At 50.6% G+C, this 24,857-nt stretch carries 18 protein-coding genes; all 18 read left to right on the top strand.

Annotation, left to right across the window (positions count from 1 at the left end; genetic code table 11):
- Nucleotides 1-10 precede the first annotated feature (10 nt).
- The 18 genes from ACW17M_RS22335 to ACW17M_RS22250 all read left to right on the top strand — a co-directional run bounded on the left by ACW17M_RS22335 (nucleotide 11) and on the right by ACW17M_RS22250 (nucleotide 24,540).
- Nucleotides 11-1,387 (top strand): undecaprenyl-phosphate glucose phosphotransferase, encoded by a 1,377-nt coding sequence (locus ACW17M_RS22335; RefSeq protein ID WP_022519999.1) that lies wholly within the window; start codon nucleotides 11-13, stop codon nucleotides 1,385-1,387.
- 18 nt (nucleotides 1,388-1,405) lie between these two features.
- Complete coding sequence (locus ACW17M_RS22330; RefSeq protein WP_457548113.1) at nucleotides 1,406-3,250, top strand: DUF6311 domain-containing protein; 1,845 nt, start codon at nucleotides 1,406-1,408, stop codon at nucleotides 3,248-3,250.
- A gap of 8 nt (nucleotides 3,251-3,258) precedes the next feature.
- The gene (locus ACW17M_RS22325; protein ID WP_457548112.1) at nucleotides 3,259-4,218 is read left to right on the top strand and encodes a glycosyltransferase family 2 protein; all 960 of its coding nucleotides are present in this window, start codon (nucleotides 3,259-3,261) and stop codon (nucleotides 4,216-4,218) included.
- Nucleotides 4,193-4,576: a GtrA family protein gene (locus tag ACW17M_RS22320; RefSeq protein WP_022519996.1), complete on the top strand. Its 384-nt coding sequence runs from the start codon at nucleotides 4,193-4,195 to the stop codon at nucleotides 4,574-4,576. The genes ACW17M_RS22325 and ACW17M_RS22320 overlap by 26 nt, the downstream gene beginning before the upstream one ends.
- A gap of 47 nt (nucleotides 4,577-4,623) precedes the next feature.
- Nucleotides 4,624-6,063, top strand: a complete 1,440-nt coding sequence (locus ACW17M_RS22315) for a mannose-1-phosphate guanylyltransferase/mannose-6-phosphate isomerase (RefSeq protein WP_022519995.1) — start codon at nucleotides 4,624-4,626, stop codon at nucleotides 6,061-6,063.
- A 317-nt stretch (nucleotides 6,064-6,380) separates the two neighbouring features.
- Nucleotides 6,381-7,532 (top strand): glycosyltransferase, encoded by a 1,152-nt coding sequence (locus tag ACW17M_RS22310; RefSeq protein WP_457548111.1) that lies wholly within the window; start codon nucleotides 6,381-6,383, stop codon nucleotides 7,530-7,532.
- A 49-nt stretch (nucleotides 7,533-7,581) separates the two neighbouring features.
- Nucleotides 7,582-7,833, top strand: coding sequence for a hypothetical protein (locus ACW17M_RS22305; protein ID WP_022519993.1), 252 nt, complete (start codon nucleotides 7,582-7,584; stop codon nucleotides 7,831-7,833).
- Entirely contained in the window at nucleotides 7,826-10,780 is a 2,955-nt protein-coding gene (locus ACW17M_RS22300) for a glycosyltransferase (RefSeq protein ID WP_457548110.1), read from the top strand. The genes ACW17M_RS22305 and ACW17M_RS22300 overlap by 8 nt, the downstream gene beginning before the upstream one ends.
- Nucleotides 10,764-11,615 (top strand): ABC transporter permease, encoded by an 852-nt coding sequence (locus tag ACW17M_RS22295; protein WP_022519991.1) that lies wholly within the window; start codon nucleotides 10,764-10,766, stop codon nucleotides 11,613-11,615. Before ACW17M_RS22300 ends, ACW17M_RS22295 begins: the two co-directional genes overlap by 17 nt.
- A gap of 92 nt (nucleotides 11,616-11,707) precedes the next feature.
- Entirely contained in the window at nucleotides 11,708-12,910 is a 1,203-nt protein-coding gene (locus ACW17M_RS22290; RefSeq protein ID WP_009288099.1) for an ABC transporter ATP-binding protein, read from the top strand.
- On the top strand, nucleotides 12,897-13,697 hold the full coding sequence (locus ACW17M_RS22285) for a hypothetical protein (RefSeq protein ID WP_009288100.1): 801 nt from the start codon (nucleotides 12,897-12,899) through the stop codon (nucleotides 13,695-13,697). The genes ACW17M_RS22290 and ACW17M_RS22285 overlap by 14 nt, the downstream gene beginning before the upstream one ends.
- Nucleotides 13,694-14,722: a glycosyltransferase family 4 protein gene (locus ACW17M_RS22280; protein ID WP_230804594.1), complete on the top strand. Its 1,029-nt coding sequence runs from the start codon at nucleotides 13,694-13,696 to the stop codon at nucleotides 14,720-14,722. Before ACW17M_RS22285 ends, ACW17M_RS22280 begins: the two co-directional genes overlap by 4 nt.
- Nucleotides 14,723-15,352: 630 nt before the next feature.
- Entirely contained in the window at nucleotides 15,353-18,757 is a 3,405-nt protein-coding gene (locus ACW17M_RS22275; RefSeq protein ID WP_457548109.1) for a DUF4214 domain-containing protein, read from the top strand.
- Between the two features lie 130 nt (nucleotides 18,758-18,887).
- Complete coding sequence (locus ACW17M_RS22270; RefSeq protein ID WP_009288102.1) at nucleotides 18,888-19,640, top strand: SapC family protein; 753 nt, start codon at nucleotides 18,888-18,890, stop codon at nucleotides 19,638-19,640.
- Between the two features lie 313 nt (nucleotides 19,641-19,953).
- On the top strand, nucleotides 19,954-21,624 hold the full coding sequence (locus tag ACW17M_RS22265; protein ID WP_022519986.1) for a DUF4214 domain-containing protein: 1,671 nt from the start codon (nucleotides 19,954-19,956) through the stop codon (nucleotides 21,622-21,624).
- A 122-nt stretch (nucleotides 21,625-21,746) separates the two neighbouring features.
- Nucleotides 21,747-22,328 (top strand): hypothetical protein, encoded by a 582-nt coding sequence (locus ACW17M_RS22260; protein WP_022519985.1) that lies wholly within the window; start codon nucleotides 21,747-21,749, stop codon nucleotides 22,326-22,328.
- A 91-nt stretch (nucleotides 22,329-22,419) separates the two neighbouring features.
- The gene (locus ACW17M_RS22255) at nucleotides 22,420-22,632 is read left to right on the top strand and encodes a DUF6447 family protein (RefSeq protein WP_022519984.1); all 213 of its coding nucleotides are present in this window, start codon (nucleotides 22,420-22,422) and stop codon (nucleotides 22,630-22,632) included.
- Between the two features lie 387 nt (nucleotides 22,633-23,019).
- On the top strand, nucleotides 23,020-24,540 hold the full coding sequence (locus ACW17M_RS22250) for a M14 family zinc carboxypeptidase (RefSeq protein WP_009288104.1): 1,521 nt from the start codon (nucleotides 23,020-23,022) through the stop codon (nucleotides 24,538-24,540).
- The last annotated feature ends 317 nt before the right edge of the window (nucleotides 24,541-24,857 follow it).

Raw genomic sequence — 24,857 nt, 5'->3', positions numbered from 1 at the left:
CCATCATACTATGGCCGTTATAAAAACAAGCCAAGGTAGTGAGTGGTTGCGTCGCGCGATGCGTTGCTTTGATGCGGGTATAGCCACGTTAGTAGCATTGGCTACTCTTTGGCTGATGCCCGATATCGACCACGATGGCAATGACTACCTTTTCTTGATACTTATTGGCAGCCTGTTGCTACCCGCTGTAGGTGAGCTATTCGGGCTCTACCAGCCTTGGCGTGGGCGCAGCCTTTACACCATGCTCGGTATTTACCTTGTGACCTGGGTAGCGACTATTGCCCTGCTCAGCCTATTGCTTGTTGCCATTAAAGGCACACAGAGTTTCTCTCGTTTGTGGATGGGTGTTTCTGCATTATCGGTGCTAGCAGTGGGCAGTGTAATGCGTACGTTGCTGTACGGATACTTGAGGCGCCTGCGCGCACAAGGGCATAACTTAAAGCGAGTGCTGTTAATTGGTAAAAAGGATAATATCGCCCTATTAGAAAAAAAAGTCATTGAAACACCCCATGCGGGGTATGTAGTGGTAGGTCATTATATTGATGAAGACGACACGACTTTTTTTCACAAAATGGCTGCTTTCGCCCAAGAGAACATTTTTCAGCGCAATTTTGACGAAATATGGATAGGTTACCCCCTGGTTCAAGGTAATCGCGTGCGCCACTTAATGCGTCTGCTTGCCGGTATTCCCTCTAGTATTCGCTTTTTCCCCGACTTACCTGATATACGCTTGTTGAACCACCGTATTACGCAGGTGGCGGGCCTCTACTCATTAGAACTTAATTACACCCCGCTTAGTGGCTCCATGCGTTTTATTAAAGCACTGGAAGACCGCGTGCTAGGTCTAGTGCTCTTTGTGCTTTTTAGCCCGATAATGTTAGCAGTTGCAGCGGCAATTCGTTGGCAAATGGGTGGGCCGGTATTATTCAAGCAAGAGCGGCATGGCCTAGACGGAAAGCGCTTCAAAATTTATAAATTTAGAACCATGCGTCTGCACAAAAGCGATACAACGCAGCAGGCTGCCTACGATGATGACCGTGTAACGCCATTGGGGCGCTTTTTACGACGTACCAGCTTAGATGAGTTTCCCCAGCTTTATAACGTACTACAAGGCCGAATGTCGCTTGTTGGCCCAAGGCCCCACGCCATGGATCACAACGACCACTATAAAGACCACATTGATATCTACATGCAGCGTCATCGCGTCAAGCCGGGTATGACAGGTTGGGCCCAGGTAAACGGCCTGCGGGGCATCACGGACGACGTCAAGTTGATGGAAAAGAGGGTAGAGTACGATATTTATTATATAGAACGGTGGTCGTTGGGGTTTGATCTCAAAATACTCGCCATGACCATCACGCATGGATTTGTGAATCGACAGCCTTAGAGTAAGCGACCAATGAAGATGACAGGGACGTGGCGCTGGTGGTACGAAAAGCACGGGGCGATCACGGCAGTTGGTGCTGGCATTCTATCAGCACTGTTAGCTGTTTATTTTTACCGTGGCATGCTGGACCCTCGCGATGCTGATTGGCTTTTACGCGAAGGTGACTCTTTTCAACATTACATTGGTTGGCAGTTTTTCCGTCAGGAGCCGTGGGGCTGGCCCCTAGGGGCCGTGAAAACGCTAGCCACTGAACTATCCACAAGTATTGTCTATACTGACTCAATACCGCTTTACGCTATTCCTCTAAAACTGTTTCACCACTGGCTGCCCGACACTTTTCAATATTTAGGGCTAGCCATTGTCATTAATTATTGTTTGAACGGTTTAGTAGCTTGTCGGTTACTACTGCGCGTCGGTGTTCCCGCCTATGCAGCGCTAGCTGGTGCATTGCTCATCAGCAGCTTGCCCATCGTTATTTTGCGCGGTATCGGTATTCAAGGCCACGAAGCCTTAACTGCGCATTGGATAATTCTGCTTGCTATTGAGCTTACACTTACACCCGAAAAGCATAGCCTCAACGGGGCAATTCGCTGGCTGTTGCTGCTAACAGTGGCTGTCTTGATGCACTTTTATCTTTTTTTTATGGCGGGTGTATTTTGGGCGGTTTGGTGGTTATCGATTAGCTATAGGGTGGTGAAAGGGGCGATTGACACAAGAGACAAGCCAGTACGACAGCATATAATGAGTGTGCTCTACAGCTATCAAGCGTGGTGGCTGATGGGGGGGGCGACACCCTGCACTATCCTCGTTGTGATGTGGGGGGCAGGCTACTTTCATTTAGATAGCCAAAGCGCCGCGTCGGGTGGCTACGGCTTTTATTCCGCTGAACTACTGACGTTTTTCAATCCGCGTTCATCGGCATGGTTTTTTAACGACAATTTTACGTCACTATCAGTGCTTTTTCCCGGCTGGCAGCCCGCTAAAGAAGGTCAGTACGAAGGTATGGCCTATGTTGGCGCAGGTGTTTTGCTGCTGTGGTTAGCGCTGATAGTCAGCACCTGGTTTAATCGCGGGGTAAATCTAGCAAGCGTTAATGCAGTAAATAATGATGGCTACCCTCAAGAAGCGTTAGTTGATCACCGCTGGCTACCAGCTTGGATAGCCTCCGTTGGCCTGTTTGCATTCGCTATGGCTGGAGAAGTATCGATAGGCCAAGGCAGTATTCCGCTCTACTACGACATGTTGTTTGAGCCGTTCAAAGATTATCTACGGTCAAGCGGTAGAATGGTATGGCCGCTACTTTACTTACTATTGGTTATTACGTTTATCCAGCTTGCCCAAAATATGAGAGCACGCTGGCTGTTACCGTTGCTGGTTCTAGCCATGGTGGTGCAAAGAGAAGATTTGCGCGAGCTTTACAGCTTCATGCGAAACAAGGTTAAAAATCAAGTCGAAGCCAGTCGTGTCGACCCCCGTGCTTACGACGTATTGAAGGATGACGAGTTAAGTCAGGTATGGGCATCACACGACAGCTTGATCGCCTTTCCAGCACATGACCTTGATGCCATTAAACCCTACTTGTGGTTGGCAGCAGAACACCATCTCTCGATCAACGTTGCCTACCTTGCCAGGGCAAATCAACAAATCATCGACACAGCAACACAAACTTACCGCCGCCATTTGGCACAAGGTGAATTGCCCGAAGGGCATGTGTATTTGATAACCGACCACGAGCTCTCGCAACAAGCGTGTCGATTAGCCAGTTGGGCCTGTGTGACGCATGAAAACGTCACCATTCTATGGCAACCCGTTGCGGTTTCGTCAGGTCGTTACTCACCGTTGTCACCACAAGCCACTCAATAAAGGTTCGCATGGACGTTAATACTCCCCCTCTCATTACGCTTGTCGTTCCAGTGTTTAACGAGGTCGATACCGTAACGACCTTTGTTCAACGAGTGCACAGCGTGCTGGCCGACGCTCCGTGGCAGTGGCGTATTTTGATGGTTGATGACGGTTCAACAGATGGAACCCAGCGCGAGATAAAACGGCTATCTGAATGCTACGAAAGCGTTGGGTTTATTGCGCTAAGCCGCAATTTCGGTAAAGAAGCAGCGCTCTCGGCTGGCTTGCTCAACGCACATGGCGATGCGGCGGTGCCCATTGATGTGGATCTTCAGGACCCGCCCGAGCTCATTCTGGAATTTGTCACGATTTGGCAGCAGCAACGTGTCGATATGGTTTACGGTATTCGCAGCGAACGCCCTGATGATACGGCCGCTAAGCGTCATTCGGCCAGTGGCTTCTATCGGCTTTTTAACCGTATTACTGAAACGCCGATCCCTGAAAACGCTGGTGATTTTCGTTTGATTGATCGTCGCATGATCGAAGCCCTGCGCTCAATGCCGGAGCGTAACCGCTTCATGAAAGGGCTCTATGCCTGGGTCGGTTATCGAAGTATTGGCGTTCCATATCGACGTCCCGCACGGCTGAAGGGGGAATCTAAATTTAATTATTGGAAATTATGGAACTTTGCCTTAGATGGCATGTTTAGTTTTAGTACGCTGCCGCTGCGCATATGGTCGTATATTGGCGGGCTCATCGCCTGCTTGGCGTTTATCTATATTATCATCATCGTTAGCCAAGTGTTGTTTCTCGGGCGCGATGCGCCAGGCTATGCATCATTGATGACAGCTGTTTTATTTTTTGGCGGTATGCAGCTGCTCTCTATCGGTATTTTAGGTGAATACATCGGCCGTCTTTTTATTGAAAGTAAACAGCGGCCCTTATACATCGTGGCGGACACCAGTGACGAATACACCTCCACTCGCTGAACTATGGCAGATGCTGCGCTTCGGCCTTATTGGGCTAGCGGCATCAATGACCCATATCCTGGCGGCAGCGTTGATGATAATGGTATTCCCAGCGCTTCATGAGTTTATCGTCAATGCGCTGGCCTATAGCGTCGCCTTTGGCATCTCATTAGCAGGCCATCAGCGGGTTACTTTTCGTCGCAGTGCAAGTCTATGGCGCTTTACCGTCATGTCTCTCGCTGGATTTAGTATTAACAACCTAGTGCTAGCGGGTGCCTTAGGGGTGGGGGTAACCGGGCTTTGGGCCATCGCCACAGCGGTGGTAGTCGCTGCTGTGGCAAGTTACGTGCTAGCACGGTGTTGGGTATTCACCCAGTAATACCAGCCCCTTTTTTGATGTTTGTAAAATACGTTTTCGAGGAAAATATGGTCATACCGGTGATTTTATCTGGCGGCTCAGGTTCGCGCCTTTGGCCTGTATCGCGTGAGCACTACCCAAAACAGTTTCTGAATTTGCATAGAGACGACGTCAGCCTGCTTCAGGAGGCGGCGCTACGTCTAAAAGGTGTCACCAACGCAGGTGACCCCATCATCGTATGTAACGAGGAGCACCGTTTTTTAGTTGCTGAGCAAATGCATCAACTCGGCTTTAAGAAGAGCCAAATCATTCTGGAGCCCTGCGGTAGAAACACAGCTCCCGCATTAGCGCTTGCCGCATTAGCAGTAGCCAAAACCGACCCGGAAGCCGAGTTACTGATAATGCCTGCTGACCATGTCATTAAAGACGTAAAGGCATTTGCTGACGCCGTAGAAAAAGGCCGCTTACTGAGCCAGCAAGATAAGTTGGTAACCTTCGGTATTGCGCCAACCTCGCCGCACACAGGCTATGGCTATATAAAACGTGGGCAGGCGCTGGAGGGAGGTTTTAGCGTTGAGGCCTTTGTCGAAAAACCTGATCTAGGGGTAGCAGAAAGCTACTTAGCCAGCGGCGACTATCTATGGAACAGTGGCATCTTCTTGTTCAAGGCCAGCAATTATTTAGCTGCTCTCAAAGCTTATGCCCCCGACATTTTGACCAACTGCCAGGCCGCTTATGAGCAGCGCTCAGAAGACATGGACTTTCTGCGTGTTGCCGAAGAAGCCTTTGCACAGTGTCGCAGCGAATCCATTGACTACGCTGTAATGGAGCATACTAACCAGGCGGCCGTTGTGCCCATGTCTCCAGGGTGGAGTGACATAGGCGCCTGGGACGCGCTCCACGAGCTGCGCTCCAGCGAGGATAAAGAGAACGGCAACGCAATACATGGTGATGTAATGCTCCATGAAACCAACGACAGCTTGGTATATAGCGAGTCTCGCTTAGTGGCAGCGGTGGGGGTTAATAACCTGATCATTGTCGAAACCGACGATGCCGTGCTGGTAGCCGATCGTCGTCAGGCGCAAAATACCAAATTAATTGTTAATGCCCTTAAGGCAGCGGGACGAAAAGAGTGTCAGTCGCATCAGCAGGTTTATCGCCCCTGGGGGCATTACCGCACCATGGTGTTAACGGATAGCTTTCAGGTCAAAGAAATTGTCGTTAAACCAGGTGGCAAGCTCTCCTTGCAGATGCACCATCATCGTGCCGAGCACTGGGTTGTGGTTCAAGGCACTGCCCAGGTAACCCAAGGCGAAGGTCATGGGGATGTCTCTAATTTACATAGTTTCCTGCTTTCCGAAGATGAATCCACCTATATACCATTGGGAACTGTACATCGCCTGGAAAACCCAGGCGTGATTCCTCTCAAGCTTATTGAAGTGCAAACGGGATCCTACCTTGGGGAAGACGACATTGTGCGTTACAACGACAAATATGGGCGAGAATAGAAGACGGACGAAAGCATGTTCTTTACACAATCCGTCGGTGTGTTTGCCAGAACTATCGCAGTTGGAAATGACTTCTCCTGCAGTATTCGATAACGAGCGCTAGGGCAGGTTGAAGCAAGGTCTTTTCGCCCAAGGGCGGTGAAAATAGCGCTCAAGAACGCGTTAACAACGCCCTCAAGGATCTCTGTCCTCAACACAGCGATGTGCAAATCACCAACGGCACTAGCTCTGGTTGTTTGCCGTATTCACTGGAGCTAGTGCCATGCTTACTTTAAGCTATGGCGCTTTATTCCGTTCGACATGGAAAGCTGTCCATCATGCAAGTAGCCCCTACACGTTTTCAGCACCTTCGCGTCGCCATTGTACATGACTGGTTGGTGGTTAATGGTGGGGCTGAAAAAGTGCTCAAAGGGTTGGCAGAAGTCTTCCCACAAGCTGAAATATTCACCTTAGTGCATACGCTTGAGCGCGCTAGCATCCCATGGTTAACCCAGCACCGTATTCATACTAGCGGCCTCCAACGCCTACCCTTCATTAGTCGTTTTTACCGCCATTGTTTACCACTGATGCCCTATGCCATTGAGCAATTCGACCTGCGCGGCTTTGATCTGGTCATCTCCTCTAGCCACGCAGTGGCAAAAGGGGTGATCACACATCCTGGTCAAACCCATATCTGCTATTGCCATACGCCGATGCGTTACGCCTGGGATATGAAAGAAGCTTACCTGGAAAATAGCCACTTTCGATTGCCAGGCATGACTGCGTATGTGCGTAAAACGCTCAAGCGCCTGCGCCAATGGGATTACTTTACGGCCACCCAGGTGGATTTCTTTCTAGCTAATTCCCACAACGTCGCACAGCGTATTGCCAAGTATTACCGCCGCGACGCAGACGTGCTCTACCCACCGGTAGACACCGACAGCTTTACATTACATATCGGCCAGAGGGAGCCCTACTACCTGGCGGCATCACGGCTTGTGCCTTATAAACGCATGGATTTGATCATACAAGCCTTTGCCCAGGATCCATTAAAACGCCAACTGAAAGTGGTTGGTGACGGACCTGAGTTTCAGCGCTTAAAACGGCTGGCAGAAGGAAGCCCGCACATTGAGCTTATAGGCTACCTGCAGGGGGAAAAGCTGCATCAGCTTATGCAACGCGCCCAGGCCTTTGTATTCGCTGCTGATGAGGACTTTGGTATTGTGCCACTGGAAGCTCAAGCCTGCGGTACGCCGGTCATTGCTTATGGGCATGGAGGCGCTCTTGAAACTGTCAAAGGTTTGGAGCATCACCAGCAAGCCACCGGTGTTTACTTTACTGAGCAAACTGTAGCGAGCCTAAGCGCGGCTATCGAGGCATTTGAGGCGCACGAATTCTCGCCGCAGGCTTGCCGCCTCCAAGCTGAGGCATTCAGCAATGCCGTGTTTACCCAGCGTCTGGAAACACTCGTGAGTGAAAAGCTCAACTAAACGTCCAAGAAGTACCGCTGAAACGTACCTTATTACCAAGGAGTGACGTGTGATTCAGATTGCCGTCAAACGAGTGCTGCGCCCCGTAGTGAAAAAACTGATCAGCTATCCACTAATTAGGCGCTTGGGGCAGCGCATACTTCAGCCCTTTCCAAAGCTAAAAGGCTGGGTGATTCGTCTAGTCCAGGCAGGTACATTCGGAGGTGGAGTAACGCCAAATCGCACCGAAGGCTATGGAGAACGTCAACAGCGTTTAATGGACGGGTTGGAACAGCGTAGGAAGCCGCATCTGCATGAATAACGATACCCTTTATATAGTTGATGCCCGTAAGAAATCACAGTTCAACCAGCTAGAGGATTGGCTGGCGGCATTATCAGAGGTTTTCACGCCAGATAATCCTGCTGGCAGCGCTCACGTTTTGCTGCTTGGTTTTGATGAAGTTAGTCTGGTTGCCTGCCACCGCCATCTGTTTCGCCTCGGCGTGGCGCCTAGAAAGTGTCACACGCTGTTGCCCGACCAGGAAGAAACGCTGGCATCGGTGAGTGCCGCTTTGCCTGATATCGTTGTACAGCATATGATTAATGCGTTGATGCCCTCAGCGGTAATCGATATTGCCACGGGTGAAAGGCGACTGACGCTCGAACTGACGTCTACGCCTTCAAGTATTGATGCTGACAAACCGACACTGGCCTTTATTTCGCCACTGCCGCCTCAAACAACGGGCATCGCCAACTACAGTGCAGAATTACTACCTTATCTAGCCACGCATTTTACTATTACGCTGGTAGTTGATCAGCCCGAAGTAGATCGCGAGCTAAGCAGTGTTTTTGAATGTATCAATGCTGACACTTTTCTGCAGCGAGCTGAATCCTTCGATTACACCCTTTATCAGGTGGGGAATTCACTTTACCATGCCTACCAATTCGGTTTGCTACAGCGGCATCCTGGGATTGTGGTCTTGCACGATTACTTCCTGTTTGATGCTGTTTGGTGGCTTAACGAAAGCGGTTTGAAGCCTGACGCGCTAGTACAGCAGCTTTATATTGATCACGGCTACTCGGCACTGCTGGCACATGCCGAGGCGGCACAAAACGCGCGTGGAGCGGAGCAATACCCAGTGAATGGTATGGTAACTCGCCCAGCAGGTGGTTTGATTTACCACTCCGCCTTTGCCCGCTCATTGGCCGAACGGTGGCAGCAAGGGCAAGCCGGCCCAACGTATTTAATTCCGCATTTACGCCAACTCCCAGCCCCCTTTGACAAGCAGGCTGCTCGCAAGGTGCTGGGAATCGCCAGCAATGAGCGAGTCATTGCCAGTTTCGGCGGCATTAACCCCAAAAAACTGTCCCATCTTTTACTGGACGCCTTTTTAGGTGATCTCGAAGAGAGCGAGCCGCCGTTAGTCAATGCCACGAGCCAGCCGGTGCGACTGGTCTTGGTAGGTGCGCAGCACAGCGGTGAGTACGGCCATACGCTAGCGCGTCGGATTAAGCGCCATCCCTTTGGTTGCCAAGTGACTGTCACTGGCTATGCTTCTCGCCAGGAATACCAGCGTTGGCTGCAAGCCGCCGATATCGCCGTACAGCTACGCACCCAGTCTCGTGGTGAGACATCAGGCGCTATTATTGATGCGATGGCCCATGGACTAGCAGTGATTGCCAACGCCCATGGCAGCAGTGCGGAACTGCCCTCGCAAAGTCATTGGCAGTTGGCCGATGACCCCGAGCAGCAACTGTTAGCACCGCTGCGTCAAGCTCTTTGTCAGCTAATTGCTGATGATGACGAGCGTGAACGGCTGGGACAGGCAGGGCGGGCTTACGTGACCACCATGCTGGCACCAGAGCGGGTGGCCGAGCAGTATCGGCATGCGATTTTGGAGGCACCACTGATCGCGCCCCGTTACCAGTACGAACGATTTCTTGACCAACTGGCAGCGCACGAGCCGCTAAGTGACAAGTTGCAAGAGGCTGAGTCTGCCAAGCGACTAACAAAAGTGCTAAGCGAGGTGGATACCACACCCGATGAAAACGCACCGCGGCTACTGTTTGATGTTAGCACTATTGCCTGGGAAGACCTTAAAACCGGGATTGAGCGCGTTACCCGCCGAGTAGCCGACTATCTTCTTCGTTACCCACCTGCCGGTTGGCGGATAGAGCTGATTCGCTGGGGGGGGGATGATTTCTATCTTGCCCGCGGTTTTGCCAGCCAACACTTAGGACTAGCGCCACCGGGCCCCGATGTGCCAGTAGAAGCACGCCCCGGCGATCGCTATGTGTCCTTGGAGTGGGCGCCGCCGCTACTCAAGCAAGCAGGTCACATTATGCGCCGAATGCGTGCCAGCGGCGTTAGGTTTTATTTTACTGTGCATGATTTACTGCCTTTATCACTGCCTGCATGTTTCCCTGAACATATTCCAGCGACGATGAAGGAATGGTTTACATCGGTCAGTGAGCTGGCAGATGGCATTACTTGTGTCTCTCGCCAAGTAGCCGAGGAAGTTGATGCTGCGCTCGATCGGCAGGGCTTTCAGGAAGGGCAGCGGCCCTGGGTCAAGCACTTCCACCTTGGAGCCGATTTTCAACCACCTACGAGCGCGGTATTAAGCACAGCAGAGCAACAATGGTTGCAACCGCTGGCCAGGTGTCGTGGGCCGATCCTATTAATGGTGGGCACCATTGAACCGCGCAAGGGGCATCAACAAGTGCTAGACGCGATGGAGCAATGCTGGGCGGAATGCACTGATATTAATCTGGTGGTGGTGGGCAAGCAAGGCTGGCAGGTAGAAGGCCTGATTCGCCGCATCAAACGGCATCCGAGGCGTGGCCAGCAGCTGTTTTGGGCGGAAGGTGCCAGCGATACGCTGCTGGAAGAGCTCTATCGGCGAAGCGATGTGCTTGTGGCAGCCTCTTACGGTGAAGGGTTTGGGCTGCCACTGATTGAGGCTGCTCGCCAGGGTATTGCTATTTTCGCCCGAGATATTCCGGTTTTCCGCGAGGTCGCGGGTGACTATGCGACTTACTTCGACGCCGATACACCTCAAGCGCTAGCGCAGGCGCTGCAAGACTGGGCTAGCGACTGGCGGGAAGGTCATACGATTGCTTCTGATGGCATGCCTTATCTCGGCTGGCAGCAAAGCAGCGAGCAGTGGTTAGCTGCGGTGCTTGGAGACCAATTATTAACCGAACAATGTTCGTCAGAAAACACAGCGACCTATCCAAGGAGCCATGCCCATGGCATTGCCAGGTAACCGCGAGATGCGTCCGTTATTGAAAAAACGAGTACGTCAAACCCTGAGCTGGTGGCGGCAGCATTTACCACTGATTATTCTGCTAACCCGCCAAGAGCTGGTGGATCGCCACAAAGGCTCGGTGCTGGGACGAATCTGGACGCTGCTCTCACCGCTAATAAATATTTTGGTCTTTGTGCTGATTTTTTCTGCCATTATGGGCGCACGGCTTGAAGGCTTTGGTGCCGAGGTGGAACGCTTCACCTACAGTATCTATCTGATCAGCGGCATTCTCGCCTGGACCGCCTTCGCCAAAAGCCTAAGCACCATAACCAACCTATTTATCGAACGCGCGGGCATGATCACCAAAGTGAATACATCGCTAGCCGCGCTGCCGCTCTCGGTACTATTGGCTGAAATTGTTGTTTACCTGATCAGCATGGGATTCTTCGCGGTATTCCTGCTAATGATCGGTTTTCCCATCGATTGGCACTGGCTGGCAATACCCGTGGTACTCACCCTACAACTGGCATTTACCTATGCGCTCGGCTTTTCGCTGGCAATTCTCGCCGTGTATTTAAAAGATATTCGCGAAGGCGTTGCGGTGTTACTGCCGGTATGGTTCTGGCTGACACCGATTGTTTACGTTGACGACATTATACCTGACTGGGCGCTGGGGCTGATCAGCTTGAATCCCATGTTTCAGTTTATTGATGCCTATCGAGAGCTGATTTTATACCAGCGTCTTCCTGGGGCTACCGGGCTGCTGGCCATGCTAGCGGTAACACTTGTGTTACTGTACGTCGGATTTTGGTTGCTAAAACGCACCGAGCGCGACCTGCGCGACTCGCTTTGACGACGACGCCTATAGCACGTGTACAAGTACTTGAGTTAGCGACGTGTGTTAGCCATGTGTGCTAGCCGCGTGCAGCGTTTCTGGAGATAACAGTGATTGTTGTTAAAGACCTGCATAAATCCTTCAAATTGTTTGCCTCACCGCGCGAACGCTTGAAAGAAGCCCTTACTGGCAAGAGTCACCATACCCAGCATACCGCCTTGGACGGCGTCAGCTTCGAGGTGGCAGAAGGTGAAGTGCTTGGCGTATTAGGACGCAACGGCGCGGGCAAGTCGACGCTGCTAAAACTGCTCACTGGCGTATTGATGCCTGACGCAGGCAGCTTACAGATCGATGGTCGAGTAACCGGGCTTCTAGAGCTTGGTACTGGCTTTAATTCAGAGCTCAGCGGCATCGACAATATCACTATCAATGCACTGATGCTGGGTATGACGCATGGGGACATCGAGCGTCACAGAGACGCCATCATCGAGTTCTGTGAGCTAGGCGAGTATATCCATGAACCACTGCGGACATACTCCTCCGGCATGGTCATGCGGCTAGGCTTTGCCATTGCCATTCACGCCGATCCCGCCTGCTTTTTAGTCGATGAAGCGCTTTCGGTTGGAGATGGCTACTTTCAACAAAAGTGCATTCAGCGTATCCGCCAATTTAAGCAAGAGGGCGGCGCTATAATGTTTGTGTCCCACGACCTCAATGCAGTCAAAGTACTTTGCGACCGCGCGATTGTATTAGAAGGAGGGCGTTTAATTCATAACGGCGACCCGGAAGGCGCTGTTAATCATTACAACCGAATTATGGCCGAGCAGGCAGAAGGCGATGACCTGCGAGAAGGTGAATCCGGTGCCTTCGGTACCCAAGAAGTCGTGGTAACCCACTGCCATGTACAGGGGCAAGATAGCCAAAGCTCAATGCTTGCTAGTGGCGAAACACTGGAAATTCATTTGCGCTTAAAGGCCAGCGCTGCACTTGATGACATCGCCCTTGGAGTACTGTTGCGCGATCGGTACGGGCAGGATGTGTTCGGCCAAAATACCCATCAGCACAAGCAAACGCTGGTCATGAGTGAAGGTGAGGAGCTCGATGTAGTAGTGCGTATTAAGGCCAACATCGCACCCGGCAAGTACACCCTCTCTGCCGCACTTCATTCAAGCGACCACCACCTGGAAAACTGTTACTGGTGGCATGACAGTCTCGATACCTTTGAAGTGGCGGGCTACCGGTTCAGCAAGTTTTCAGGTATGTGTCGCCTAGACTGCGCTTTTGAAATAGGCCGCCAGCATGACAAATGTTGAGCAGGATATAGACACGTTGGTTAAGCGTCTCAAAGATCAAGCGATGTTGGCGGATACACAAGATTCGCTGGCAATTGAAAGCTGGCTCTGGTTATGGCAGCAGCGCCTTGTGCCTATTTTGCAAACACAACAACATCGACTTTACGATCCTCGTGCGCCGCGCCTAGCCGAGCTATTGAGTGCTCATCTAGATGACCAGGCATTTGTCGAACGCGCCTATAGCTTCCTAATGGGGCGTATGCCAGACCAGCAAGGGGCTCGTTATCATAGCGAGCTTGCAGCCCGTGAAGGTCGAGTTGCCACGTTAATGATTCTGCTGCAAGCGACTGAAACCCAAGACTACATAAAGCAGGAGCGGCTAGAGTTGCCCCGTGGACTGCTCCGGCTCAACCGCTGGCATCGGCGGTTAACGGCGCTGTCTGGCGTTTGCCGTAGGGGGTTGTGGGGGTGGAAAGTGATTGTCAACTTACTGTGGCGCCGTTATCAACAACGCTGGAAAGAAGAGGGCGAATTTTATGATATTTTAGTTCATCAAGGGCAGCGCCGTGAGGAGTATCAAGCGTTAGCTATAACGCTCACTGAAATGGCTGATATACAACAAAAAATGATGACTCTAGGCATTGCACTGCCAGATACTTCACGACCGGGAGCATCATTATCACAAGCGGCATCATCGCAAGCAAAGCCACCGATTAAATGGCTAAGCGACGAACAGGCTGCTGCCATGATTAAACTGTTGCGCGATGCTCTACGAGGGTTAAAGGCCAACCACAAGGAAGCACCGTGAAGCTACTCGTGACAGCTAACCATACGCCTTTTATCGCCGGCGGTGCCAACTATCATGTGGAAGGATTAGTGGCGGCGCTAAGGCGTTATGGGCACCAAGTGGAATGCCTACGCCTACCGTTTCACTATGGCGAAACACAGATTGAACGCCAAATGATGTTTGCTGAGCAACTCGACCTTACTGCTCCAAACGACGTGTTGGTTGATCGTGTTATCAGCCTGCAATTTCCTACCTATGGCTTACACCACCCCGCACATGTGGTTTGGTTAATGCATCAGCACCGTGTTTGCTATGAGCTTTACGACCCCAAGCAGGCAAGTCCCGCACTGGCCGCATTAAAACCCCAGGTAGAAGCGTTTGACCGGCGCCACCTTAGTGGGGCCAAACACCTGTTTGCCAACTCCCCCCGTGTGGCCGAACGCTTGCACTATTATAACGGCTTAATGGCGGAACCGTTGTACCATCCTCCTCACCAAGCTGAACACTTTACCTGCGGTGATGACTGGGGCTATGCATTTTACCCTAGCCGACTGGAGCCGCTGAAACGTCAGATGCTATTGATAGAGGCCATGGCGAACACCCGGACGCCCATAAAGTTATTGCTCACCGGTGAAGGCAGTCAGCGTCGCCAGCTTGAAGAACTGATTGAGCGCTTAGGTTTGGGTAACCGAGTGCGGCTATTAGGGCATATTTCCGAGCAGGAGAAGCGCACACTATACGCCCATGCGTTAGCAGTAGCGTTTCCTCCCTTTGATGAAGATTATGGTTATGTCACATTAGAAGCAATGCTAGCCTCCAAGCCCGTCATTACCTGCACTGATAGTGGTGGCCCCACAGCATTTGTTGAGCACGGCGTGACAGGCTGGAAATGCGAACCATGCCCTCAGGCACTCGCTGCGGCGTTGGATGATGCTTATGCACACCGCGCTCAGGCTAAGCAAATGGGTAAGCAAGGCCGTGAGGCCTATTACGCGGAGAAAATTTCTTGGCATCAAGTTGTCACAAAGCTGGTATACAGTGAATAAATGGGGCGAACAAACGGTTGGGCGCTGAGCTCAAAGCGAGAACTGGATCGGTAGCTCGATACCGCAGCAGTGGTTGCGTTGGGTCAGTTATTTGTCAAAAAAAAGCAATAAAACGCCCAGCGGAATTTGACCTAAAGGCTCAAGTAGCTATTTTGAGACGAGTTTATGCACCAAGTTAAAGAGGGCGCCTTCTCAATCTAAGTATTGCAAGAATTGCTCGCATCGCTTTATACTGATTATTAGCGATCAGTGTTCGAAAACGTGGAGTTTAGTAAAAAACTCCACGCGAGGGTTCTGACACAGCTGGCTCGACGTTAGCGCGAAAACCTAAAACGGGTTCCCTGTAGTAGGTTTTGACGTTGAGTGCTTATTGTAGTAGGTGTTCACGCGGGTAGCCTGTGTTGCTTTTGCAACCTTGCCACGGTCACAGCAATTGACTTATCTTGATGTGTGACATTACATTAGGCGTGTTCCAGTTGATGTTAGTAGTGTAGGAGGATCAGCCAATCTGCTTAGTCAGTACGCTGAAAACTATGCTATTTAAGGAACCTAAAAATACCTTGAGCGCTCAAGGTGATAAGAGCCGCCTTTGTAGGTGGTATCTTTCTTAAGCAAGGAGACTATAGTCCCATGGCAACACAAGAGAATTTGAATCTGGCTCAACAATTATACGTAGCCTATTATGGCCGCCCTGCTGATGCAGAGGGTCTAGAATTCTGGGCAGAGGAAATTGAAGCCCGCGGCGCGCAAGCAGTTGTTGGTGCTTTCGGTACTTCCGAAGAGTACACCACTCGTTTTGGCGACCTTGAAAACGAAGAACTGGTAAACGGCATTTATCAGCAGTCTTTTGGTCGTGATGCTGACGCTGAAGGCCTGGCTTTCTATGTAGAGAAGTTAGAAAGCGGTGAGCAAGATTTGGCGAGCATTGCATTAACCATCGTACAGAATGCAACCAACACTGATGAGCCAGATGCCGATACGCTGGCAAATAAAGTTGCTGCAGCCGACCTCTATACCGAAGCGGCAGGTGATGATCAGTCAGGCACCGCAGCTGATAACTATGCTGCTGAATTCCTAGCCGGAATTGACGCAAGCACTGACCTTGGCGAGTTGGACATCGCTGAAGTTGTTGCAGGTATTCCTCAGCCGACTGAACCTGAAGAGCCGACTGAGCCTTCTAATCCTGGCGAAACGTTCGTCCTGACTGAAGGTCGTGATAATTTAACTGGTACTGACGCAGACGACACCTTTGTGGGTCTCGTTGGTCAAAACCAGAACGGTGCCGTTTCCAACGCACTGTCTACTGGTGACATTCTTGACGGCGGCGCTGGTCGCGACAAGATTGAAGCTAGCCTGATTAACGATCAGAAAGTAGATGCTGGAGACGTTAATTTCGGTACTGATGCTTTATATGTCGCGCCGCGTACTACTAACATCGAAGAAACACACATCGAAGCATTGGATGGCGTGGTTCTGGATGCTGGTCGTATGGACAGCGTTGAAGAGTTCTGGTCTGACAACAGCGATCGTTCAGGTCTCTTCATTGATGACGTGCGTCTGGGTAGCAAACTGTCCGTCACCAAAGACATCACTTTTGGTATGCGCAGTGTTGATACTGATTCCGACCTGCGTGCTGCATTCGATACCAACTCGCTGACCAAAGAAGGTCCTCAGCAGAGCAACTCTCAGTTGATGGTTCGCGTTGCTGACGTAACCACCGCAACGCCTGAGACGCCGCTAACTAACGTTGAACTGACTATCGGCTTCAGCGTTGACGGTGAAGACTACGTTCTAGAAGACGTGCGCTCTACTGACGGTACTTATGCTGGCTTGCAAGAAGCTGTAAAAGCACAGTTGGACGAGCTGGGTCTTAATGGCTACAACGTTGAACTGGCTAACCCTTACAACCAAGTAACTGTAGCCGGTAACACTGTGAACCTGCCGTTCACTGCCCAGGAAATCCTGGTTACCGATCCAGAAGGTAACGCATTCTCTGACGTTAGCTTCGACTACAACAGCGTTGAGTCTGTTGACGACGAATTCCTGGTAGCCGGTACTGCACAGCCGGTTGAGCCGGACGTCAGCACTACCTTGATCGAAACCAACCTGATTCTCGACAACGCTGGTCGTGGCTCCACAGCTGGCGATGCCATCATCGGTGGTATGTCCAACTCTCAGAAAGTTATCGAGAAGCTGAACCTGGAAGTTGATCGTAGCAGCAAGGTAGACAATGTTCTTACTGCTCACGGCATGACTGCAGCTGGTCAATCTGAGCTTGTTGCTTTCGAACAGATCGAAGTAACTTCTGGTGCTGCTGAAGGCGACCTGTCTATCGAAAACGTAGGCAATGTCTACAACTTCGACGCTACTGCTTTTGCAGGCGAGAACCTTTCTGTAGCTGGTCAAGCAGGTTTGGATTCAACTGCTAATGACTGGGCGCCGAACGCTGAAAACAAGGCTCACGTCTATAACACCAGTGCCAGTAACGACAGCATCACTGTAGATTACTCCCTCGACAAAGCTGCTGAGTTCAACGGCTTCTCTCTGGGCATTAATACAGGTGCTGGTAACGATACTGTTCACACCATTGCTCAAGGCGCTGACGACTTCAGTCTGCCTAACCAGCAAGATCTGCAACACAACGTTGTGATCAACACTGGTGAAGGCGATGACGTTGTTTGGACTGAAGGCGCAGGCGGTGTATTGATCAGCACTGGTGCTGGCAACGACACCATCTACAGCGACAACAGCGGTTTGTCTCAAATGAACAGCGATTTGGGTGCCACTTGGTTGGTTAACACTCAGAACACTGCATTTGATGACCTACGCGGCAATGCGGCTGGCCTTTCCTCTGGTCAAACCACACCTGCTGGCAACGATATTCCTGCTGTGCTTTACGGCGCTCAGCTGACTGTAACACTGGCCGGTGCTAGCCTTGGTGGTGCAGTAACTTCTGCTGCAGCTGATTCTTTCGACAATGGTTTCGAAGGTATCATCAACCTGAACGATATCCTGGGTGACCGCGTCTTCGGTGATCAGCGTGATATCAATGCTGCAATTGCACAGGTTGTTAACAACCATAAAGTGCTTAGCAAGCTGCTGGTTGCTGAAAACGGCCCAGACAACAGCCTCGTGATCCGTTCACAGGTTGATGGCCAGTTTGAAGCCGATGATCTGCAAATCACCTTGTCACCTGCTGGCGTAAGCGGCATGAGTGATTCGGCTAAAGGTCGTCTCGAGTCCGCCATCCGTGAAGAGTCTAATGACTCTAACTTCGACGGCACTGACGCTAACCTGCAAGCCGTATTGAATGGCTCTACCAGCGCTGCTCACGGTATTAACGGTATCGGTACTGGTGGTGGCGTTCAGGCTGACACATATACTGGTACAGCCTCTACTGCTGACAACACCGGCAACGAAATCAATGCTGGTTCTGGCGGCGATGTTATCGTTCTGTCAACTAACGATGTCAGCAACGAAACCATCGTATTTGAAGATAACTTCGATCGTAACACCGTTGTTAACTTCGACGCCGACGGCACTAGCACTGGCGCTGATACTCTGGACTTCACTGCCTACTTAGGCAACGAAGAATTCCAAGGCAGCACTTCTGCAGAGTCGCGTGATACGTTCCCGACAACTGGCGTTAACGGTGGAACTACCGTTACTGCTAACAACGTTATCACCATCAACGACTTTGCTGCTGGTACTGGTAATGCTGCAGATGAGACTTGGGGTGGCTTGACAGCAGAAAATCTGTTGGCTGCTATCCAAAACGGCAACAACGCTGGTTACGGCAGCATCGTCGACGGTACTCTCGACGTATCTGCCAATGTAGCTGACCTTGTTGGCAATACCGTTAAATCTGTAGTGATGATCGAGAACGATAACAACGCTGGCGAATACAAAGTGTTCGAACTGACCGGTTCTGGTGTCAACGACGCCAATACCGCCAACGAGTTCACTGATGCGTCGCTGGTTGGTATCGTTGATTTCGGTAACGAAATCGATGCTTCTGCTGTTAACCTTGCGTAATAGCGGACGCACTCCAGGTGTCGGTCTTGTACCGACATCTGGTTCCTAAACGTTATATCTTTGTTGATATACGTATGGGATAAACTGAACCCCGATCCTTGGATCGGGGTTTTCTTGTAAAGGAGATAGCATGTCAAATTGGGTTACTTTATCGCGTCAACAGCATGCATCCATGCGTTATTCGCCGCGCCAGAACTATCGGTTCACCGCGGATCAGGCAGTAGCACCGATTCTGGCAGGAGAACTGCGACAGGCTTTGACGCAGTTCGTTATGGGTTTTATTAAGCGTGAAGAGCGCTATCATCTTGTTGCGTTGCTTGGTCGAGCAGCGCATTCACACCACTATATCCACCCCGAGGATGGTCGTTGGCTAGGGACGTATGTTCCCGCCCATTTTCGTGGTTATCCTTTTGCAGTAGCGAGGCGGCAGGACTCAGATGAAATGGTGCTGCAAGTCCATGCCGATCATCTGTTGCAACAGGGGGGGGAGCCACTGTTCGATGAGCAGGGAGAGCTGACAGAGTCGGTAAGGCAGCAACTCGACTTCGTTGGTGAGTGCGCCAAGAACCGCCGCCTTACTGACACTGCCTGCCAGACACTTGCTGAGCAGGGCATCTTGAAGCCATGGCAAACTACTGAAGACGGGCCAGGCATTAAAGGGCTTTATAAAGTCGAAGAGGAGGCCCTGAATAGATTGACAGCGCAGCAGTTGCATCAACTGCAGGGAGTGCCTTTGGCGGTAGCCTATGGTCAGATGTTTTCCATGGCGCAGCATGACCAGTTGGCACAGCGTGCTGCACTGCATGCCAAAATAGGCATGACTGAATCAGTCGATGAATTATTTGCAGACGATAGCGATGATCTGCAATTCGATTTTGGATAGTAATTTAATTGCATGCGCTTGTTTCTGCATTGTTTGAGTTTACTTATTAGACATTCAAACAATGTATGCTATACAGCTAACGTTTTGTCAATTACAGACACGCAAAGATACAATGTTGGTAATGCCCAGCACGGGATAACAGCATAATTGGGTTGCGGTGAATAATTAAGCTCATTCCGAGAATATCAGAAAAATTTTATTGGCTTTTAACGAAAAGTTATGAGGCGGCATCTCGCAGAGTAGAAAATATTCTTAGCAGTCCAATGTTGCTTTATAAGGTAAGCCATTACTGGCTTGTTAAAGAGGTTTATCCATGACCCGTTATGTTGGTACTGATAGCAATACCTTTCCTTTCTCAGCCGTGGCTTACTTAGAAGCTACCTTTCATGATGGTACACGGGTCTCAGGCTCGGGTACGTTGGTCGGTCGTAACGATGTACTGACGGCTGCCCATGTGCTTTATGATCCCGTATTGGGGGCTGCTACTGATGTAGAAGTGGAGTTTGGCCGCGATGGTGGGGCACGTCCTTATGGCACCTTTCAAGCGGCTGGGCTTAATTATTATGAGTTAGATGTTGAAGAACCAGGGTTTTTGTCACCGTCCGAAAGCGAGTATGACCTTGCTTTAGTCTCGTTAGGCGATGCCATTGGTGATGATATTGGTTGGTTTTCATTGGGGGATTATGCCTCTGGAGAGACCTATCGTGTGACAGGTTATCCCGGTGTATATCGTGATGCCAGTGGCCCAAGGCTTATGGAAGACAATAGTGCCACAACACTTATGTCTGGTTATGACTTAATAGACCTCAAGAACTTTGAAATTAATCCTGGCAATAGCGGTGGGCCAGTATGGTACTCATCAAGTGACGGCCCAGTGGTAGTAGGCGCCGTTTCGACTGATGAATGGGCGGCTGACGTGAGTGCTCACTTAGCAACACTTGATCAATGGATTAAAGATAATGACAGCTTGATTTCTCCACTGCCAAGCCAAGACGTTGAGAATAGCGCGTCTTATGTGGAGACGTTTGAATCCCTGCTAGCTGCAGCGGGTTGGGAGTGGTCTGAGACGCTTGATCAAGCGCTGCAAAGTCGAGATGAACTACTTCGCTACCCTGGTTTAGAAAGCACTATCGATCCAGTGCTACGACTCTATACAGGTCTGCTAGGGCGAGAGCCGGATAAAGAAGGTGTTGAGTATTGGGTATCACAATTCAATGCGGGGAGTAGTTTACGCGTTTTGGCGGATAGCTTTGTGGTATCGGAAGAGTTTACCTACTTGTCAGACCAGCTAGGCGGTGGAATGCAGGGGCGTATTGAGGCGCTTTATAACAGTGTCCTTGGCCGCGATCCGGATTCAGCGGGTCAGGCATACTGGTTAGAGCAGCTCGCAGGGGGGCAAGTAGAGCTGGCAGACATTGCGTTAGCGTTTACCAACTCGGCAGAGTATGTGACCAGTAGCTACTCTCTGGTTCAGGGGGCAAAGCTGTTAATGTGGGGCGTTGATTTGCAGGCTTTAGACCCAGAAGCGCTTGGGTTTGACAGTCGGCCGACGGCAGCTGAGGAGGAATTGGCTACTGCATTGGTACGTTTGTATACCGGTGTGCTAGGGAGAGAACCTGATGAGGAAGGCTTCGACTATTGGCTTGAAGCGTTAGCAGGTGGCAAATCACTTACGTCTACCGCTGCAGACTTCTTTGCAAGCAGTGAGTTTTTGGATAGCCAAACTGAGACGACGGCAGAGGTGCTGATCGACTCTCTCTATGAGCAGGTTTTAGGACGTGCCCCAGATGCAGAGGGAGCCGTCTATTGGCAGACGCAACTACAAAAAGAGGCATTTGATGGGGGGGATTTGGTGTTAGCGTTTACGAATTCTGATGAATACATCAATGCAACTCAAGCTAATGTTGATGCATATGTTCAACAGCATTACGAGCAGGGTCTTATTGGGGTGCCGGAAGATATCGAGACATACCTGCTGGGCTAGAAAACATAGCGACTGAATGAATCCGACTGACTAACGCCAGAGGCGCAGGACGAATCTTTTTACCGTGCTGATTGAATTGAGTACAATGCCGCGTTGATTTTAAGCGACGAGATTGGGAAGTGATGGCGAAATTACCGAAAAGTATCGTTATTGAAGGGCGTCGCTACCCCACGTGGGCATTAAGTGCCAAAGCGCGAAAACAGCTGATCAATTTAGGCCTTGTAGATGCGCACATTGCAGAGCTCCATCAACGGCTGGCGCATCACCATGTTGCTCGCAAGCATTATCAATTACTGTTGGCAAGCGCGTTGCCAGATCCTCATCGACAGCCTTCGGTATCCGAATCCCCCCGATACTTCTGGCAAAGCGTTTCAAAAGAATGGGCGCAAAAGCATTGGCCCATCAGAATGGCTACATTTCGCCTGAGCGATTTTGAATCGACTAACGATTACCGGCAAGATGATCGAGTACTATGCTACGTGAAAGGTCATGGGGTAGTGGGTTGGGGAGTGGTTGAGGAGGACACTCACTCAACCAAAAGGCATTTGGTCTGGCAAGTCGGCGTGCCAACGCTGGATGCCGCACTGCCTGCTAAAACGCTAAAAGAATTTTCGCTACGCCACCCTAGTCGCCCATCTCAGGCGTTGCCAGCTACGGCCGATATTGATGGGCTGTTGACAGCGCTTGATACCAAAGCAGCGTAGTAGAAGGTTTGTTAGGTGCACACCGCTTCGACATTTATGCGCGTAGCTGCAATAATTCACCGCTAATTTGTATTACCCTAAGGAGCTTTGTATGGCGAAGGATAAAGCACAAACCGTTACTATCGACGGCAGTGAATTCAATGTGTCAGATCTATCTGAAAATGCACGTAATCAGCTACTCAACCTGCGCGTGACTGATCAAGAAATTCAACGTTTGAATCAGCAGTTAGCTATCGCCCAAACGGCTCGTACAGCCTACGCGCGTGCGCTAAAAGATGAGCTTCCTGAGCAAAAGACACACTAAAAGAAGACATTGGTCAGGTATGGCCATCTTGATCTACAAGCCAGTCAGCTAATGTTGACTGGCTTTTTTATTGTGCTTCTGGGTAGGTGGAAGCCAGCCATACTGTAATGAAAAAGAGGATAGAAATACTCGTGCTGGAGCATAGAGGTCTCTGACGATGACTTAGCCAGCACATAAGCCCAGGGTGAATATTGACAAATAGGGTGCTTGTCTCTATTCCTTAAAGGGGTGTGAAAAGGATGGCTGTCACTTTCAGCCTTCTGCGTGAAAAATATAAAGGTGCTTAGTAAAGTGCTGTGACTAGCGGTAGCTGCCTATTTTCAGCTTCGCTAATGACGCTCCACCGGCGATACAGGGAACGATATGTAGTGATGCCTGGAGGCATTAATGATGACAACTCTTTCCATTGAAAAAAATCTACAAACTCTTTATTTGGGTGTCCTAGGGCGCGCGGCTGATCCAGACGGGTTTAATTATTGGCTAGAGCAGGTAGAAAGCGGCTCAGTGGATATGGATGGTGTGTCGGCGTTTATGTTGCAGTCTGAAGAGTTCCAGGCAAGGCGCATTGAACTGTCAGGGCTGGAAGATAATGAGTGGATAAACGAAGTTTATCAAAGCCTGTTTGCTCGTGAAGCAGAGGCAGAGGGTATTGAATATTGGTCGGAGCAGGCTAGTGCTGGGCTCTCTCCCCAAGCGCTGTTACAGGCTCTAATTGGGGGCGCTAGCCCGACAGATGCAGAGGCGCTCGAGGCCTATGCCTCTATTGCTAATTTTTATTCGTCCAGTGTTGATGCTGATAGTTACGATGCAGAACGCTCTCTTGTGCAGGATGGCTTTCGCAGCAATGAACAGCTTTATCAAGACCTGGAAGCGTTAGATGCCACCTATGATACGTTGAGCTTAGAGCAGGCGGGTGAGTCGCTGGAAGGCAGGCCCTTATATAGTGCCACGGTAGGCGAAGGGGCGCGCCAATTAATGATCGTGACCCAACAGCATGGTGATGAACCAACTGGGACAGAGGCGGCCATGCATTTTCTAGAGTGGCTGAGCGGTGACAGTGAAGCTGCTCAAGCATTGCGTGAGCAAGTGACGTTAACCGTGATGCCACGAGTAAACCCTGACGGTTTTGAGCGCTGGGAGGGGCTCGTTGCAGGTGAATTAGACCCTGAAACAACCATCGATCCCCGTCGTAACTCCGAGGACATTGACCTCAACCGTACCTGGGATTCTAGTGAAGTGATTGATGCATCATTAATCCCAGAAACCACCGCTGTTAGGCAGGTGGTCGAAGCGATTCAACCTGAATTAATTCTTGATTACCATAACCAAAATAACTACATCAACGAGTCAGGCAAGCTCGACACGATGTCAGTCTTGTGGCCAACCAATGATGACGTCGATCCCACCATTACCGCAACAGCACAGCAAGCGGCGGTAGCTATATCACAAGGGCTCGATGATTTTGATTATGGCTACTTGTCACTGTTTCCCGGTGGCGACACGCCACAAATAGCACGCAATGGAATTGCTATTGATGGTGTGCCTACGCTCCTCATTGAGCAACGGGGCCTGGAAGAGCTGAGCTTAAAAGCGCTGGAAGGGCTAGAGCTAGATTTTGATGCGGTTTCTAGTGCCATAGTACTTGAGGGCGTACTGAGTATGCTAGGCGTTGTAGAGGCTATGGGGCAAAACAGTTTTGATAGCATTGATCCTGCTTTGGCAACACTGATACCTGAGCGCGGTGAGCGAATTGAATTTGACGAGATTTACGCTGAAGAGATCGAATGGGCAGGCGAGGGTGAAGAGTCTCATCAAGGCGAGATAGTCGCAGGGCTGGATACGCTGATGGAAAGTACGCCCATTATTGGCACCTCTGAGCCTCTTCACCAAGAATTGCTAGTGGCTTAAGGATAGATTTGTAGCCCATTAGGATTGAGTATCAAAAAAGCTTCCCCATAAGCTCTGAGTTTGAGTAGGGGAAGCTTTTTTATTACCTCACCAAGCCACTTGGCTCTCAAAAAAACTGCATGTATTGAGCGACGGGAGGAAATCGGCACCGCCACTTACTTAGTTGCGGTGCCGTTGGGTTAGTCCATAGCCCTAGCCGAACAGGTAGGACTCAAGGTCCGTTTCAACGCCTATCAGGTTGGCTGGATCCAGATAATTATCCACGTCTGGACGGCTGAGTTGTTGGTGTTCGTCGGAGTCCGTAAACGCCAGCACCA

The organism is Vreelandella sp. 2A-K22, assembly GCF_054065485.1.
The sequence above is the reverse complement of the archived record's forward strand: the minus strand, read 5'-3'. Positions and strand labels throughout refer to the sequence as shown.

What these genes read in the sequence shown, in the direction of transcription:
- ACW17M_RS22295 (WP_022519991.1), top strand. Translation starts at nt 10,764, where the DNA reads ATGGCATTGCCAGGTAACCGCGAGATGCGTCCGTTATTGAAAAAACGA.
- ACW17M_RS22260 (WP_022519985.1), top strand. Translation starts at nt 21,747, where the DNA reads ATGGCGAAATTACCGAAAAGTATCGTTATTGAAGGGCGTCGCTACCCC.
- ACW17M_RS22285 (WP_009288100.1), top strand. Translation starts at nt 12,897, where the DNA reads ATGACAAATGTTGAGCAGGATATAGACACGTTGGTTAAGCGTCTCAAA.
- ACW17M_RS22275 (WP_457548109.1), top strand. Translation starts at nt 15,353, where the DNA reads ATGGCAACACAAGAGAATTTGAATCTGGCTCAACAATTATACGTAGCC.
- ACW17M_RS22270 (WP_009288102.1), top strand. Translation starts at nt 18,888, where the DNA reads ATGTCAAATTGGGTTACTTTATCGCGTCAACAGCATGCATCCATGCGT.
- ACW17M_RS22265 (WP_022519986.1), top strand. Translation starts at nt 19,954, where the DNA reads ATGACCCGTTATGTTGGTACTGATAGCAATACCTTTCCTTTCTCAGCC.
- ACW17M_RS22310 (WP_457548111.1), top strand. Translation starts at nt 6,381, where the DNA reads ATGCAAGTAGCCCCTACACGTTTTCAGCACCTTCGCGTCGCCATTGTA.
- ACW17M_RS22255 (WP_022519984.1), top strand. Translation starts at nt 22,420, where the DNA reads ATGGCGAAGGATAAAGCACAAACCGTTACTATCGACGGCAGTGAATTC.
- ACW17M_RS22335 (WP_022519999.1), top strand. Translation starts at nt 11, where the DNA reads ATGGCCGTTATAAAAACAAGCCAAGGTAGTGAGTGGTTGCGTCGCGCG.
- ACW17M_RS22315 (WP_022519995.1), top strand. Translation starts at nt 4,624, where the DNA reads ATGGTCATACCGGTGATTTTATCTGGCGGCTCAGGTTCGCGCCTTTGG.
- ACW17M_RS22300 (WP_457548110.1), top strand. Translation starts at nt 7,826, where the DNA reads ATGAATAACGATACCCTTTATATAGTTGATGCCCGTAAGAAATCACAG.
- ACW17M_RS22330 (WP_457548113.1), top strand. Translation starts at nt 1,406, where the DNA reads ATGACAGGGACGTGGCGCTGGTGGTACGAAAAGCACGGGGCGATCACG.
- ACW17M_RS22250 (WP_009288104.1), top strand. Translation starts at nt 23,020, where the DNA reads ATGATGACAACTCTTTCCATTGAAAAAAATCTACAAACTCTTTATTTG.
- ACW17M_RS22325 (WP_457548112.1), top strand. Translation starts at nt 3,259, where the DNA reads ATGGACGTTAATACTCCCCCTCTCATTACGCTTGTCGTTCCAGTGTTT.